This window comes from Nocardiopsis sp. CNZ308 (assembly GCF_004217075.1).
The window spans coordinates 4,770,205-4,785,552 of the sequence record NZ_SHKJ01000001.1; the positions used below are offsets into that span (position 1 = coordinate 4,770,205).

General features: G+C 74.0%; 16 protein-coding genes. 13 read left to right on the plus strand and 3 right to left on the minus strand.

The window, feature by feature from the left end; all coding sequences use genetic code 11:
• Positions 1-192: 192 nt before the first annotated feature.
• From EV372_RS20395 to EV372_RS20450, 13 genes are all read left to right on the plus strand, one after another.
• Positions 193-741 (plus strand): hypothetical protein, encoded by a 549-nt coding sequence (locus EV372_RS20395; protein ID WP_130397299.1) that lies wholly within the window; start codon positions 193-195, stop codon positions 739-741.
• Complete coding sequence (locus tag EV372_RS20400) at positions 735-1,601, plus strand: hypothetical protein (RefSeq protein ID WP_130397300.1); 867 nt, start codon at positions 735-737, stop codon at positions 1,599-1,601. The genes EV372_RS20395 and EV372_RS20400 overlap by 7 nt, the downstream gene beginning before the upstream one ends.
• Before the next feature lie 21 nt (positions 1,602-1,622).
• On the plus strand, positions 1,623-2,297 hold the full coding sequence (locus EV372_RS20405) for an SAF domain-containing protein (RefSeq protein WP_130397301.1): 675 nt from the start codon (positions 1,623-1,625) through the stop codon (positions 2,295-2,297).
• The gene (locus EV372_RS20410; protein WP_130397302.1) at positions 2,297-3,070 is read left to right on the plus strand and encodes a P-loop NTPase family protein; all 774 of its coding nucleotides are present in this window, start codon (positions 2,297-2,299) and stop codon (positions 3,068-3,070) included. The genes EV372_RS20405 and EV372_RS20410 overlap by 1 nt, the downstream gene beginning before the upstream one ends.
• The gene (locus EV372_RS20415; protein ID WP_013152269.1) at positions 3,067-4,425 is read left to right on the plus strand and encodes a TadA family conjugal transfer-associated ATPase; all 1,359 of its coding nucleotides are present in this window, start codon (positions 3,067-3,069) and stop codon (positions 4,423-4,425) included. Before EV372_RS20410 ends, EV372_RS20415 begins: the two co-directional genes overlap by 4 nt.
• Positions 4,413-5,300, plus strand: a complete 888-nt coding sequence (locus EV372_RS20420; protein ID WP_130397303.1) for a type II secretion protein F — start codon at positions 4,413-4,415, stop codon at positions 5,298-5,300. The genes EV372_RS20415 and EV372_RS20420 overlap by 13 nt, the downstream gene beginning before the upstream one ends.
• Positions 5,297-6,190, plus strand: coding sequence for a type II secretion system F family protein (locus tag EV372_RS20425; RefSeq protein WP_197044286.1), 894 nt, complete (start codon positions 5,297-5,299; stop codon positions 6,188-6,190). Before EV372_RS20420 ends, EV372_RS20425 begins: the two co-directional genes overlap by 4 nt.
• Positions 6,191-6,217: 27 nt before the next feature.
• A complete protein-coding gene (locus EV372_RS29130; RefSeq protein ID WP_165436010.1) occupies positions 6,218-6,388 on the plus strand; it encodes a hypothetical protein in 171 nt (56 codons plus the stop codon).
• A gap of 38 nt (positions 6,389-6,426) precedes the next feature.
• Positions 6,427-6,753, plus strand: coding sequence for a TadE/TadG family type IV pilus assembly protein (locus tag EV372_RS20430; protein WP_130397304.1), 327 nt, complete (start codon positions 6,427-6,429; stop codon positions 6,751-6,753).
• A gap of 50 nt (positions 6,754-6,803) precedes the next feature.
• The gene (locus EV372_RS20435) at positions 6,804-7,184 is read left to right on the plus strand and encodes a TadE family protein (RefSeq protein WP_486484008.1); all 381 of its coding nucleotides are present in this window, start codon (positions 6,804-6,806) and stop codon (positions 7,182-7,184) included.
• The gene (locus EV372_RS20440; protein ID WP_130397306.1) at positions 7,181-7,582 is read left to right on the plus strand and encodes a pilus assembly protein TadG-related protein; all 402 of its coding nucleotides are present in this window, start codon (positions 7,181-7,183) and stop codon (positions 7,580-7,582) included. Before EV372_RS20435 ends, EV372_RS20440 begins: the two co-directional genes overlap by 4 nt.
• Positions 7,583-7,598: 16 nt before the next feature.
• Complete coding sequence (locus EV372_RS20445) at positions 7,599-10,889, plus strand: OmpA family protein (protein WP_130397307.1); 3,291 nt, start codon at positions 7,599-7,601, stop codon at positions 10,887-10,889.
• 115 nt (positions 10,890-11,004) lie between these two features.
• Entirely contained in the window at positions 11,005-12,024 is a 1,020-nt protein-coding gene (locus EV372_RS20450; protein ID WP_130397308.1) for a glutathione S-transferase C-terminal domain-containing protein, read from the plus strand.
• Between the two features lie 56 nt (positions 12,025-12,080).
• On the opposite strand, the gene EV372_RS20455 is transcribed toward EV372_RS20450, so the two are convergent.
• The 3 genes from EV372_RS20455 to EV372_RS20465 all read right to left on the minus strand — a co-directional run bounded on the left by EV372_RS20455 (position 12,081) and on the right by EV372_RS20465 (position 15,298).
• Positions 12,081-13,334: an FAD-dependent oxidoreductase gene (locus tag EV372_RS20455; protein WP_130397309.1), complete on the minus strand. Its 1,254-nt coding sequence runs from the start codon at positions 13,332-13,334 to the stop codon at positions 12,081-12,083.
• A 15-nt stretch (positions 13,335-13,349) separates the two neighbouring features.
• The gene (locus tag EV372_RS20460; protein ID WP_130397310.1) at positions 13,350-14,189 is read right to left on the minus strand and encodes a TetR/AcrR family transcriptional regulator; all 840 of its coding nucleotides are present in this window, start codon (positions 14,187-14,189) and stop codon (positions 13,350-13,352) included.
• Between the two features lie 224 nt (positions 14,190-14,413).
• Complete coding sequence (locus tag EV372_RS20465; protein ID WP_130399020.1) at positions 14,414-15,298, minus strand: hypothetical protein; 885 nt, start codon at positions 15,296-15,298, stop codon at positions 14,414-14,416.
• Between the last annotated feature and the right edge of the window lie 50 nt (positions 15,299-15,348).

The window sequence follows — 15,348 nt, forward strand, 5'->3', positions numbered from 1 at the left end:
GCGGCGGACCGCAACCCGGGCGGAGGGTCCCTCCTCCGCCCGTCCACCCAACGGCCTCCGCGTCCGGTCCCGTGACCTCCCGGCGCAGGAGTCCGTCCCCGCCCCTCGTCGGAAGGGAAAGGGCCCGTTCACCGGGTCGGTTCCGCCATGCTGCACCACCCCTCCCCTTCCATGGCAGTGGAGAACGCACCGATGACGACAGCCGCGAGAAGAACCGGCGCCCTCCCGCGCGCGGCCGCGATCGCGGGATGCTGTGCGGTCCTCGCCCTGACGGCGGGCTGCTCCTCCTCCGAGAGCGGGGTCTCCGAGGGCGCGGTCTCCGGGGCGGAGGCCGCACCGAGCTCCCCGGCCGCCCCGCCCGGAGACGAGGAGGCCGCGGCGCTCGCCGCCTACACCGGCATGTGGGACACGGTCGTGGCCGCCTCCCACGAGGGCGGCGAGGTTCCCCCCGAACTCCGGGACTACGCCGTGGGCGGCGCCTACGCCCTCATGAGCGCGGCCCTGGAGGGGGCCCGCGTCTCCGGTGCGCAGGTCACCGGCGAACCCGTCCTCGACCCCGTCGCCGAGGTCGAGGGACCCGACAGCGCGACGGTCGACGACTGCCTCGACGACTCCGGCTGGAGCCTCGGCATGGGCGCCTCCTCCGGGCAGGGCCCGCGCCTCGTCGAGGCCACACTCATTCACGACGGACTCGCCTGGCGCGTGTCCGACCTCAGGATCTGGGAAGCGGGATCATGCTGAGACTCGTACGACCCACGGCCACGGCCGCGGTACTGACCCTGCTGGCGGCCGGAGCCGCCACCGCCCCCGCGCACGCCGACGACGGCTCCTTCCTCGGCCAGATCGAGTGCGGCAGCTCGGGCGGCAAAGGCTGCTCCATCCTGCTGCGCTGGTGGCAGAGCCAGGCGGGCCAGCAGGGCTCCGGCGGTTCGGGCGGCTCGGGGGGCTCCGGCGGCTCCGGAGCCCAGGACGACCCCTACGCCCACGTCGACTGGGACGCGATCGACTGGTCCCAGGTGAACTGGGGCGCCATCGACTGGGAGTCCATCGACTACGAGCAGGACGGGCAGGAGGGGGAGGAGGGCACCGACATGGTCACCGCCCTCCAGGAGGCCATGGCCTCCTTCGAACTGCCCCCGCCCCGGATCGAGACCTCCCCGGGCAGCGACTCCCTGGTCCTGGTCAACACCCCCGTGTGGCTGTGGGTGGAGTCCCAGGACTGGGAGGCCACCGAGGCCTCCGCCCAACTCCGGGACTCGTCCTTCACGGTCAGCGCCAGCCCCGTCTCCACGGTCTGGACCCTGGGCGACGGCACGCAGATCAGCTGCGAGGGCCCCGGAACCCCCTTCGACCCGGCCGTGCACGACCCCGAATCGGCCTCCCCCGACTGCGGGCACGTCTACACCCTGCCCTCCGACGGCCAGCCCGGCGGCGCCTACCCCGTCACCGTCCAGGTCGGATGGAACGTGGGCTGGGAGATCACCGAGGGCGAGTTCGCCGAGGGCGCGACGGGCGAGTTCGACCCGCTCACCACGACCTCGCAGGTCGAACTCCAGGTGGCCGAATCCCAGGGCCTGGTCACCGGCACCGGCAACCGCTAACACCGAAAGAAGACGACAGACGTGGTGGACACGAAGACGGCACCGGCCCCCGCGGCCTCCCCGCGGCAGGGGGAGACCCCTCCGGTGCGGCTCCTGGGCAGCGGACCCCGCCGCTGGCGTTGGCTGGTCCTGGCCCTGGGCATGATGACCGCGGGCGGTCTGAGCGGCGTTGTGGCCCTTGAGCAGATGGACGACCGGCAGGGGGTGCTCGTCGCCGACACCGACCTGCCCGCGGGCCACGTGGTGACCGCGGAGGACCTGCGTGTCGCGCGGATCTCCGTCGCCGACGGGGTCTCCTTCGTCGGCGCCGACCGCCTGGAGGCGACCGTCGGCCAGACCCTCACCGTGCCCGTCACCGAGGGCGGCCTCCTCCCCGAGGCGGCCCTGGGCGCCGAGGCCGCCTTCCCCGAGCGCGACCGCGCCGTGCTCGGCGTGGCCCTGCGCCTGGGCCGCTTCCCCGCCTCGATCGGCCCCGGCGCCGCGGTCTCCGTGGTGGTCCACCCCGAGGACGGCGCCACCGGCGGCGGCGTGGAGGCCTACCGCGCGCTCGTGCGCGACGTCCAGCCCTCCGCCGCCGAGGACGGCTCGGTGCAGCTCGAACTCGTCGCCTCCTCCGCCGACGCCGCCGCCATCGCCTCGGCCGCCGCCGTCGAGCGGGTCAGCGTCGTCCAGGTCAACCCGCGGGGAGGCGCGTGATGCCCCGGACCGTGGCGCTCTTCTCCCTGGGCGGAGCACCCGGCGTCACCTGCGCGGCCATGGCGCTGGCCGCGGTCTGGCCCGGCGCGGACGGGGCCGTCCTGGTGGAGACCGACGCCTCCGGCGGCGACGTCGCCACCTGGCGGCGCCTGCAGCCCGACCCCGGCCTGACCGGCCTGGCCGCCGCCGCCCGGCACGGCGGAGCCTCCGCCGACCTGGCCGCGCACACCCAGATCCTCCCCGGAGGGCTGTCGGTGTGCCACGCGCCCGTCACCGCCGACCGCGCCGAGGGCGCGGTGCGCCTGCTCGCCCAGAACCCCGGCGTGCTCGTCTCCGCCGACGGGCCCGCGGTCGTCCTGGACCTGGGCCGCCTGACCCCCGGCGCGTCCGCCGCCGCACTGGCCACGTGGGCCGACGAGGCCCTGCTGCTCGTCGCCGACGACCTCGCGCAGCTGCGCCGGGCCAAGGAGGCCTCCGAGGCCCTGACCCGCAGCCTGCCGCGCCTGCGCACCGTCGTCGTCGGCGGCTCCGGGAACGTCCGCGAGATCGAGGGCGCGCTGGGCCCGGGCGTGTGGGGGCGGCTCCCCGACGACGCGCGCTCCGCCGCCTTCCTGCGCGGGGAGGCCAACCCGCGCAAGCCTCAGCGCAGGCCCCTGCTGAAGGCGGCGGCGCGTCTGGCGAAGGACCTCGCCGAGGGAGTGCGCCCCGCTGAGCGGGCCGACGGCACCGGCGTCCCGGCGCCCGCGCCCGAGGCGACGGGGGTCCACGCATGAGCAGCGGACACGACGCCGGATACGACATCACCGACGGCTACTTCCTGGACACCGACCGGGCCCGCACCGTGGCCGACCGCGTGGAGCGGACCGTCACCGAGGCCACCCGGCGGCTCAGCGAGGAGACCCGCGGCCAACCCGAGGACACGCCCGAGGAGTACCGCGCCCGCGCCGAACGCGTCATCGCCCAGATCCTCGACGAGGACGCCAGCCGCGCCCTGTCCGAGGGCAGGCAGGTGCTCGACGCCACCACCGAGGCCTCCGTCGCCGCTGGCGCCCTGGCCCGGGTGTGCGGGCTCGGCCCCCTCCAGCCGCTCCTGGACGACCCCGGGATCGAGAACATCAACATCAACGGCGTGCACGTGTGGGTGCGCCGCGCCGACGGCAGCCGCGAGCGGCACGACTCCCTCTTCGACGACCCCGACGAGGTCGTCGCCCTGGTCCGGCGCCTGGCGTCGGAGTCCGCCACGGGGGAGCGCCGCTTCGACCCGGGGGCGCCCATCCTCGACATGCAGCTGCCCGGCGGCGAGCGCCTCAACGCGGTGATGGAGGTCGCCCGGCAGCCCTCGGTGTCCATCCGCCGCCACCGCTACGGCCGCACCACCCTCGAACAGCTCCACGGACTGGGCACGATCGACGACACCCTGGTCGCCCTGCTGCGCGCGGGGGTGCGCTCCCGCCGCAACATGGTCATCACCGGCGGCACCGGCGCGGGCAAGACCACCCTGCTGCGGGCGCTGGCCGCGGAGATCCCCGTGGACGAACGCCTCGTCACCATCGAGGACGTCTTCGAGCTGGGACTGGACCGCGACCGCGACGCCCACCCCGACTGCGTCGCCCTCCAGGCCCGACCGGCCAACGTCGAGGGCGTCGGCGAGATCACCATCGCCGACCTGGTGCGCACGGCCCTGCGCATGTCGCCGGACCGGGTCATCGTCGGTGAGACGCGCGGCCACGAGACCGTCCCGCTGCTCAACGCCATGAGCCAGGGCAACGACGGCAGCCTCACCACCCTGCACGCCGCCAACTCCGCGGGCGCCTTCACCAAGCTGGGCGCCTACGCCGCCCAGTCCGCCGAGCGCCTGCCCCTGGACGCCACCGCGTCCCTGGTGGCCGCCGCCGTGCACCTGGTCGTGCACGTGTCGGCGCTGCCCACGGGCGGACGCATGGTCACGAGCGTGCGCGAGGTGGTGGGGGCCGAGGGGCAGAACGTGGTCTCCAACGAGATCTACCGGCGCGACCGCAACGGGCCCCTGCCCGCGGCGCCGCCCAGCCCCAACACGCTCGACGCCCTGGCCGAGGCCGGGTTCGACCCGGCGATGCTGAGCCCGGACACGGTGGGGTGGGCGCGATGACGACCCCTGTTCTGCTTGTCGCCGCCGCCGGTGCTTTGCTCGGCGCGGGGCTGTGGCTGGCCCTGGTGTCGCTGGCGGCGTCCGGTGGTGACTCGCGTACCTCGCGGGTTCCGCAGTGGCGGGCGCTTCTGTTCGGTCGGCAGCGGCCGCTGCGGTTGGTCGCGGCGATCGTCGGCGGCCTGCTGGTCTGGTTCGTCACCGGGTGGCCGGTGGCCGGTGTGCTCGCCGCCGCGGGCTGCTGGTGGGGTCCGGCGGTGCTGGGACCTGACCGCCGTCACGAACAGCAGGTGGCCGGGGTCGAGGCCGTCGCGGCCTGGACCGAGATGCTGCGCGACCTGATGGCCGGTGCGGCCGGTCTGCACCAGGCCGTGGCCGCAACGGTGCCCATCGCGCCCGAGCCGGTGCGGGAGCCGGTCGCCAGGCTGGCGGAGCGGCTGCGGGCCGGTCAGCCCACGCAGGGTGCGTTGCGCGCCTTCGCGGACGAGGTGGACAACCCGACCGCCGATCTGGTGGCCGCCGCGCTGACCACCGCGGCAACCCGGCACGCCACCGACCTGGGCACGCTGCTGGGGACCTTGTCCGAGGCCGCTCGGGAACAGGCGGCGATGCTTGTGCGTGTGGCGGCGAGCCGTGCGCGGCTGCGTACGTCCACACGGATCATCGTCGGTACGACCGTGGGCGTAGCGGCGTTCATGTTGGTGACCAATCCCGACTACCTGGAACCGTTCGACGGCTTCATCGGCCAGGTGGTACTCGCGGGCATTGGTGGTCTGTGGGCTGCTGCGATGGTCTGGTTGTCCCGAATGTCCCGCTTCGACCTGGGGCCCCGTGTGCTTGCGCCTGCTTCTTCTCGCACCCCGGAGACCGTTCGATGAACCCTGTTCTGGCCGCAGCGCTCGCGGGTGCTGCCCTCGGGCTGGCCCTATGGGCGTTCTTCGCCGCTCGCTGGGCTCGGCCCACGCTCGCTGAACGTCTGGCCGCGCCGCCACCTCCCCGGCCTGTCATGGTCGCTGGTCCGGACACCGGGGTGCTGACACGCCTGGGAAAGATCGGTGCTCCGATCCTTGAGGGTTTCGGAATGCCAGGACCCCGCACACGGCGCAATCTGCGAGTTTGCGAGCGTTCACCGGAGTCCTATCTCGCTGAGAAGTTCACCAGCTTGCTGTTGGGCCTGGCTCTGCCACCCTTGCTGGGAACGATTCTCTCGTTGGCTGGAGTGCAGCCGTCCGCTACGGTCGCGGCGGTCATGTGGGTGTTGTTCGTTCTCGGAACCTGGTCTGCACCTGACATGTCCCTACGGGATGAGGCGAACAAACGCCGGGAGCAAATGCGTCGTGCTCTGGCGAGCTTCGCTGACCTGGTGGTGGTGTCGCTGGCCGGGGGAGCGGGTGTCAACGGCGCTCTGTCCGACGCTAGCGCTGCAGGAAACGGATGGGCCATGGCCCGTATCCGGGAGAGCCTGCGCGAGGCAACGCTCATGCGTCAGTCGCCCTGGACTGCGCTACGCGACCTCGGTGAGCGCTACGACACCTCCGAATTCGCCGAGCTCGCGGCCAGCCTCCAGCTCGCCGGAGCCGACGGCGCGCGCATTCGCAGTTCTCTGGCCTCCAAGGCCAAGACACTGCGCACCCAGTTCCTTGCTGAGATGGACGCCGAGGCCCAATCCGCTACCGAGCGGATGAGCTTGCCGGTGGTCCTCCTCTTCGCCGGGTTTCTCGCCCTCCTGGGGTATCCGGCTATAAGCCACATTCTGTTTAGCTCATGAAAACTCGACACACCTTGGAGAACCCCGATGCAGCGCATCACCGCCTATCTCAGCTCCCGGCTGTTCAGCCGAAGGGACGACGGCTACTCGACCGAGACAGTGATCATTACCGCGGTCCTCGTGCTCGCCGCTGGTGCGGCGGCTGTCGCTATCGATGGGGTCATCAGGGAGAACATCACCGCTATTGGCGGCGGCTGATCTTGTCATTTGCCCGGGACGACCGCGGTAACGCCGAAATGGCCATAGCCGCGCCTGTGCTGCTGGTCCTAGTCATGTTGGTCATCCAGACGGCCCTGTGGATGCATGGTGACCACGTTGTTGCCGACATCGCGCGCAGGACCGCTGAGCAGTCGCGTACTGCGGGTGGCGGCACGTCGGTGGCTGAGCAGGCTGGAGGTTCCTTCCTCTCCGGTCTCGACGTGTCCGTCAGCCGCAGCGCGCAGGAGGTACGCGTGGTGGTTGACGCCGAGGTGCCCAGCATCGTTCCTGGCTTCAGTTGGCCGGTGGGCCATGAGGTCACCGCGCCCGTGGAGCGTTTCGTCCCCTCGGAGGCAGCTCCGTGAACCCTGTTCACCCGGCGGAGTCCGGACGTGCCGACCGTGGCTCAGCGTCGGTGGAATTGGTACTCCTCACCCCCGCCCTCCTGGCGTTCGCACTCCTCATGGTGCTCGCCGGGAGGGTGGCGGACGCCAACTCCACCGCCGACCAGGTGGCGCACTCCGCCGCCCGGGCGGCCTCCCTCGAACGCAGCGTCGCCGCCGCAGAGGGGGCCGCGTCGAGCACCGCCGCGAGTTCCCTCGCGGAGAACGGCCTTGTCTGCGGCGACCACTCCGTCACCCTCGACCACGGCGGACTGACCCCCGGAGGGGCGGTCACCGCCGTGGTCGAGTGCCGCGTCGGGTTGAGTGGCCTGACCGGGCTGGGCGTCCCCGGAACCATGACGATCACCGGGGACGCCACCGTCGTCGTCGACACCTTCAGGGGGCAGCCGTGAGCCGCACGGACGACAGGGGCCAGACCACGGCGTTCGTCGCCATCCTGGCCTCGGCCTTCATCCTCTGCCTGGGCCTGGTCACCGACGGCGGCGGCCTGCTGCGCGCCCGCAACGAGGCCGCCACCCTGGCCCAGGAAGCCGCGCGTGCGGGCGTCCAACAGCTCGACTGGTCCTCCTACCGCGAGGGCACGACCGAGGTAGCCCTCGACCCCTCGGCGGCCTCGGCCGCCGCGCAGTCCTTCCTCAGCGCCGCCGGTGCCACCGGGACGGTCGCGGTCAGCGGCGACACCGTGACCGTGACCTGCTCGGTGGACTACTCCTTCACCCTCCTACCGATGGGCTCGACCACCGTCGACGCCACCGCCACCGCACGTCCCCACACCCAGCCGACTCCCTAGCTCCAGTGAGGCGGACATGACCCAGATCCGACGGCTGAGCGCCCTCCTGCTCGCGGCAGCGATCCTGCTCGGCATCCCCTACCTGCTCCTGTGGCATCTGCCCTGGCCGGAGCTGCCGGACTCCTGGGCCGTGGCCGCGGCCCACCTGCGCGGCTGGCGTCTGCCGCCGGGTGTGTTCACCGCCCTGCTCATCACCGTGCTGTGGGCCCTGTGGGCCCTGTACGCGGCCGGACTGGTCGTGGAGACCTTCGCCCGCCTGCGCGGCATGCCCCGCAGGCTGCGCCCCCTCGGGCCGCTCCAGGTGGTGGCGGCCGCCGCCGTGGGAACCGTGGCGGTCGCCCCGGCCACCGCGTTCGCCGACACCGTCACCACGCAGGAGGACCGCGAGGCGGACGGGGAGCAGGACGCCGACGCGCCCCCCGCCCCCGAGGAGGCCCCGTCCGCGCAGCCGGTCGAGCGGGTGCGCACCGTCTCCGGTTTCGGCGTCGGCTCGGCCGAGCTCACCGAGCAGATGCGCGACGACCTCGCGCCCGTCGCGGAGATGATCGACTCCTACGGCGACGCCGAGACGCCCGTGCGTATCACCGGTCACACCGACCCCAGCGGGAACGCCCAGACGAACCAGGAGCTGTCCGAGCGCCGGGCCCAGGCGGTCGCCGACCACCTCGACGAGGTCCTGGGCGAGGAGGCCCCGGAGATGGAGGTGGAGGGCGTCGGCTCCGAGCAGCCCCGCGAGGGCGGCGCCGCCGCCCAGCGCAGGGCCGAGGTCGCCTACACCGTCGTTCCGCAGCCGACCTCCCTCCAGTCGCGTGTGATGGCCGCCGAGACGCCGGACCCCGGCGCCGGTGCCGGGGAAACCGCTGCCGCCGTCGAGGAGGACGAACCCGTGGAGGCGGCGGCCGCTGCTGCCGCCGCCGAGGCCGCCGAGGACGGTGGGAACGTGCTGGTCGTGGAGATCCCCGACGGCGCCGTCACCGGAGCGGTGGCGTTCGCGGGCCTGGCCGGGGGATACCTGCTGGGCAAGCGGGGCGTCCGCGTGCCCGGCGTCAGCCTGAGCCTGCCCCGCCTGCCGAGGGCGCCCCGCCGCCTGGCCCTGACCGCCCCGCCGCCCCGGCCCACCCCCGGGGACGAGATCGACGAGCGGGTGACCGTGGAACTCGACCACGTCCCCGGCCTCGGCATCACCGGGCCGGGCGCGGCGGGGGCCGCCCGGCGCCTCATCGTCAACGCGCTCGACCGCCTCAACGACGACGCCGTGCGCGTGCTGCTCACCGAGGCCGAGGCCGCCCGTCTGGTGGGCGACCGGGGCCGCGACCTGCTGCGCGCGCACCCCTGCGAGCCCGTGCGGATGGTCGGCACGACGGAGGAGGCCCTGACCGTCCTCCAGCGCGAGCTGCACCAGATCGTCGAGGACGGGGGAGAGCGGCCGCACACGCCGCTGGCCCTGGTGACCTCGCCCACCTCCGAGCACGAGACCGCGCTGTCGGGTCTGCTGCTGCACGGGCAGCAGCAGGGCATCACGGCGGTGGTCCTGGGCCGCTGGCCGCTCGGCGGCAGCTGCGTCATCGAGGAGGACGGCCTCATCACCGAGACCAGTCCTCCGCTCAACCCGGTCTTCCACTGCTCCTGGCCGGGCGCGACCGCCGAGGAGGTCATGGACGCCGTCCGCGCCTACCGCCACTCCTCGCCCGCCCTGGAGGAGACCGGCGACCGGGCGCCGGTCCCGGAGGCGTCCCGGGCGGCCGTTGAGGAGGAGGAGTCCGCCCAGGAGTTCGTCGAAGAGGAGGCCGGTTCCTTCGCTGAGCCGTTCCTCGGCGCCCTGGGGGAGCAGACCGCCGTTGAGACGGTGGAGGCGAACGAACCGGTGGAGACGGCTGAGCCGACCGAGTCGGTCGATGCGGCCGTGAGCGAGGAGAAGGACCAGACGAAGGCCGAGACGGTCGCGAAGGCCAGGAGGACCAAGGGGGCCAGGAAGGCCAGGGCGGCGGACACCTCGGAGGAGGGCTTCTGGGACGCCGACGTCTGGAACACCGACTTCTGGGAGACCGACGCGCCCGCGGCCGGGAAGGCCGACGCCGTCCAGCCCGAGGACGAGCTGGCCGACGCCGCGCCGTCCGTGCCCGAGCAGGCCGTCGCCGGGTGGTCCGGGGCCGAGCCGACCGACACGGCCCGGGCCGGGGCAGCGTCGGAGGTCTCCGCGCGGCCGGACACCTGGCCGGACCTTTCCGCCGTCGAGCAGCCCGCGAGCGAGGGGGGCGAGACGCGGTCTTCCTCGTCCGCGCCCTCCGTTTCCGGGGAGGCGGTGACCGGGTCGTCCGCCGTCGAGGAGGCCGGGCCCCAGACATCCGCGTTCGAACAGCTCGCCGCCGAGGAACAGGTGTCCCGGGAGCCCGCGACGGGACCGTCCGAGTCCGCGCGGCCCGCCGCCTCCGCACCCGCTCCGGAGAAGGCCGCCGCCACCGGGGAGTCCGCGCCCGAGCAGCGTGCGCCGGAGCGGTCGGCATCGGAGCAGACAGCCCCGGAGCGGTCCGCCCAGGAGGAGGGCGCCCCCGGGGCGTCCGCGTCCGAACGGCCCTCCGCCGAACGGTACGCCTCCGAGCTGTCCGCGCCCGCGCCGTCCGCCACCCGGGAACACGGCGCGTCCGAGAACGCACCCGCCGAGCCCGCCGCCCAGCGCCCTGCGTCCGAGGAGGCCGTCCCCGACGGGCCCGCCGCCGAGCGCCCCGCACCCGAGCGGAGCGAGCCCGAGCCCGCCCCGGCGAGGCCCGCCCCCGGGCGTCCGAGCACCGGCACGGTTCCGTCGGTGGTCGCCTCTCCCGCCCGTGTGCAGCGCCCGTCCCAGCGGACGCGCCCGGCGCCCGCCGAACAGGAGCCGACCTCCGAGGAGGAGGTCGCCCCCGTCCGCAAGGCCGCCAAACGCGCCGTGCGCTCCCGCCTTCCGAAGCCGAGCGGGACCGCGTCCGCTCCTGCGGCCCAGGCCACACCCTCCGCCCCGTCCGCTCCGGCGGCGCGGTCCGAGCAGCCCGCGCTCCCGGACCAGCCCGCCCGCCCCGAACGGGCACGCGCCCGCGCCCAGAGCGCGGCCACGTCCGGCGCCGACCCCCTCACCAGCCGCGCGGAGCGCCTGGAGAGGCGCAGCAGGGCGGAACGCAGGAACGCCGCCGCCCCCGCCGGAGCCGTCGCCGAGCACCCCGTGCCGGACACCGAGGGCGGGGAGCCGGACGGGTCCCAGCCGTCCCGGCCCCTGCTCCGCAAGCCCAAGAAGGCGGGACGCGGAAGGAGCTGGCGCCCCAGGGACAACTCCTGACCCGGAGCCCGTACCCAGGTGTCGCGACGCGGAGGGCCGGAGCCGGATCCGTACACTGCACGGACAGTGTGCGCGGCTCCGGCCGCGCCCCGCCAGCGTGACGAGGGGGCCGCAGATGAGGGCCAACCAGATGCCCACCGAGGAGATCACCCGCGACCCGGCGGCCTTCGCCGACCGGGTCACCGCCGACGGCCGCTTCGGCCGCCGCGCCGAACCGGGCCGCTACCGCCTGGTCGTCAGCCGCGCCTGTCCCTGGGCGCACCGGGTGGTCATCACCCGCAGGCTCATGGGTCTGGAACAGGCCGTCTCCCTGGCCGTCACCGACCCCCGCCAGGAGGTCATCGAGGGCGACCCGCACTGGGTGTTCACCGAGGCGACCGGCAGCCCCGGCGACAGGGACCCCGTCCTGGGCATCCACGCCCTGCGCGAGGCCTACCTGGCGCGCGACCCCTCCTACGACGGCGGGGTCAGCGTCCCCGGCCTGGTCGACGTGGATAGCGGCCACCTGGTGACCAACGACTTCGACCAGCTGGTCCGGGACATGGACACCGAGTGGGGCGGCCTGGTCAGGGACGGCGCCCCGGACCTGTACCCGTCCGCGCTGCGCGACGAGATCGACGCCCTGTCCCGGGAGGTCTACACCGACCTCAACAACGGCGTGTACCGGGCCGGGTTCGCCCCCGACCAGAGGCGCTACGACGCCGCGGTCGCCGCCGTGTTCGCCAGGCTGGACGCGCTGGAGGAGCGCCTCTCCGGGCGGCGCTACCTGGTCGGGGACTCGATCACCGAGGCCGACATCAAGCTCTTCCCGACCCTGGTGCGCTTCGACGCGGCCTACCACGGCCACTTCAAGTGCAACATCCGCAAGCTGTCGGAGTACCCGGCGCTGTGGGCCTACGCCCGCGACCTGTTCCAGACACCGGGGTTCGGCGACACCACCGACCTCGACCACGTCCGGATCCACTACTACTGGGTCCACACGGGGATCAACCCGACGCGGATCGTCGCCGCCGGACCCGATCCGCGCGGCTGGCTCACCCCGCACCACCGCGAGGAGCTGGGCGGCAGCCCCTTCGGCGCCGGGACCTCCCCGGGGCCGGTCCCGGTCGGCGAGCGCGTCCCCGACATCTCCTGACACTCGCGTCCCGGCCGCACCCCGCTGCCTTGCCCGCCGCTCCCGCCGTGCCGCTCCTACCGGGCCGCGCGTGCGGGGCCGCGGCGGGCGAACCCCGGTATGTGTTCGGGGCGAAGGCCCTTGCCGATGAGGTAGGCGGGCACGAACGACAGCCAGGGCATGCGGTCCAGGGCCGCCAGCACGGGCTTGGGCGGGCCCTGCCGCTCGCCCCTGACGATCGGTTCGGCCAGACCACGGTGCATGAGGCGCTGGAGCGTCTGGACGGCGACCGTCGGCACGATCCGCCGCCTGCGCACCGCGGCCAGGTCGCGGGAGGTGAGCGAGCGCCCCTTCAGCGGCCGGGCCAGCAGCGTCGCGGCGGCCACGGCGTCCTGCACGGCGAGGTTGATCCCCACACCCCCGAGGGGGGACATCGCGTGGGCCGCGTCGCCGATGCACAGCAGGCCCTCCACGTGCCAGCGGCGCAGCCGGTTGAGCCGCACGTCCAGGTGCTTGACCTCGTCCATGGACCGCAGGGCCCCCACCCGGTCGGCCAGCTCCGGCATGAGTTCGGCGAGGTCGCGCCGGAAGGCCCCGATCCCGCGTGCGCGCAGTTCGCGGTCGGTGCCCTTGGGGCCGATGTAGGCGATCTGGAGGTAGCCCTCGCGCGGGATGACCACGGCGAACCTGCCCGGGGCCGCGCGCGGGGTCAGGGTCGCGTGGTCCCCCGCCCCGCGGGGCAGGCGGAACCACCACGCGTCGATCCCCACCGGGAACTCCCGGGACACCAGGCCGGTCTCGCGGCGGGCCAGCGACCACCGCCCGTCGCAGGCCACCGTCAGGTCGGCGCGGATCTCCCCGTCGCCGTCGAGGTCCCGGTAGCGCACGCCCGCCACCCGGCCGGACTCGTGCAGCAGCTCCGTCACCTCGGTGTCCATCCGCAGGGTGAAGGCCGCCTCCTCGCCTCCCGCCTCGGCGAGGAGGTTGAGGAAGTCCCACTGCGGGACCATCGCGATGTAGGGGTGGGCGAGCCCCCGCAGCCTGCGGAAGTCGGCGACGGTCACGGTGCGGCCCCCGCCCAGCGGGAAGGCCACCTCGTCCAGCCTGCTGTGCGGCAGCAGGGCGAACCGCTCGTACAGGCCCAGCTCCTCCAGCAGCTCCAGGGTGGAGGGGTGCACGGTGTCCCCGCGGAAGTCCCGCAGGAAGTCGGCGTGCTTCTCCAGCACGGTGACCCCGACACCTGCCCTGGCCAGCAGCAGTCCCAGCACCATTCCGGCGGGGCCGCCGCCGACGACCACGCAGGTCGTACGCTCGTTCGTGCGTTCACTCATGGCGACTCCACTCGTTCACGGCGATTCCGGTGACGTGTCGGCGGTGTTCGGGTCGGTCGCGACGGCGCGCAGGTAGGACTCGGCCAGCACCGCGCAGACGTCCTCCATCGGGGGGAAGGCGATCTCCTCCACCTTGTCCAGGGCCGGGCGCAGCATGCAGTGCACGGCGATCGGGGCGAGCATCTGCTGGGCCAGCAGGGGGACCGGCAGGTCGCGGACGCGGCCCGCGGCCACCTCCCCGGCCAGCCACCCGCCCAGTCCGGCGAGCATGCGGGGCAGGAAGAGCCGGATGAGCAGGTCGGACGTGGGGCCCTCGGGGCGGGCGAACACGTCGGCGAGTATGGCGGGCAGCACCCGGGGTTCGCGGCTGAAGGCGTCGCCCATCAGGCGGTAGATCGCCCGGACCCGGTCGGCCAGGTCCTCCTCCGGTCCGCTGAGCACCGCCTCCAGGTCCAGGATCGGGCCGTAGCGCTCGAAGACCGCGCGCAGCAGCTCGTCCCGTCCGCCGAAGGTCGCGTAGAGGCTGTGCACCGAGCACCCGGCGGAGGCGGCGACCGCCTCCAGGGTCGCCGCGGCCAGGCCCTGTTCGCTGATGAGGCCGCCCGCCGCCTCGACCGCGCGTTCCCGGACGGGGCGCTGCCCGCCCGGGTCCACGCCCGAGGCGCGCACCGCCTCGTCCAGGGCCCGGCGCGAACCCCCCACGCGGCGCAGGAGGGTGCTGCGGGAGATCCCCGCCTCCTCCGCGATGGCGACCAGGGGCACGTCGGCCACGTCCTTTCCGAGGTTCTCCGAGGCGCGGACCGCCGCGCTCACGAGGTCGGCCGGAATCCGGGGACTGTTGAACTCTGACATCATGCCAAAGGTAACACGTAGTCGAGCCTCAGAGAAGGGGAGGACCCCGCTGTCCTCGCGAGGCCGGAGCCGCCCGGAGCCGTTCCGCCCCGCGCCCCCGGTAGACCGGGGCCTCGGCCGATGGGCCGCCCGGCGGTGTCGCTCGCCGGTGTGACGCGTGCGCCCTGGACCGCGGTGCGACCCCGCGCCGTGCGGCGGGCACGGGGCCGGGCGGCGAAGGGGGCGGGCTAGTCCGCGCTTCCCAGGCGGTTCGCGCAGACGGCCTCGCCGCGCATCTCGTGGCACGGCATGAACGAGCTTCCGTCCGGGCGGGAGAACACGGCACTCGCCATCCAGTGCTGCTGGGGCTGCACGGGCAGCGCCTCGGCGAAGAAGGGCCGGTCGCCGTCGCGCAGGACGATCGCGTCGGTGTTCTCCCGGGCGTCGGTGTAGCGCGCCCGGATCTCCCACTCACAGGACCGGTCGCCCACCAGCGCCTCCACCCGCAGACCGCCCGGGTCCGTTCCGCCGCCGAGGTCGATCCGCCTGTGGCTGAAGTACCGCTGCCCCTGGTCGGGCCCATCGTCGGAGATGTACAGCTCGGGGTCGTCCTCGGTCAGGTCCACGATCACGCCCGGGTACGCCGCCTCGCCCTGCGGCGGGAACTCCACGACGGTCACGGCCGTCGGCTCCGTGCAGGAGACGTTGACGGGGGTCATGTCCACGATGCTGAGCTGCGAGGTGCGCGTGGACAGCAGGTTCATGGTGAACGCGGTCGCGTCGGGCGGTACGCCGTCCTCCCGGTGCCAGTTCCACGCGTCCGGCGACCCCGTGTTCAGGCTGCTGCCGTACCGGACCAGCCGTCCGCCCAGGGGCCGGAGGAGGTCCCACGCGTCCTCGGCCGGGGTGGACCGGAGCGTCTCCGCCTCCCGCGCGGTCAGGGGCCGGTCCAGAACGATCTTGAAGTTGTGGGGGACGGACGTGTCGTAGGCGATGGAACCGGTGAACGGCGCCCTCTCCTGGTCCACCTCGGCCTCGGCCGCCCGCTGCTCGCGGAGCAGCGACTCGGTGGACCACAGGTCGTAGGCGTAGCCCGCCGCGTAGCCGCCCAGACTGACCGAGGCCAACAGCACGAGGGCGACCGCCCACGCGCCCAGGCGCGTCCGCCGCGACGCGCCCCGGC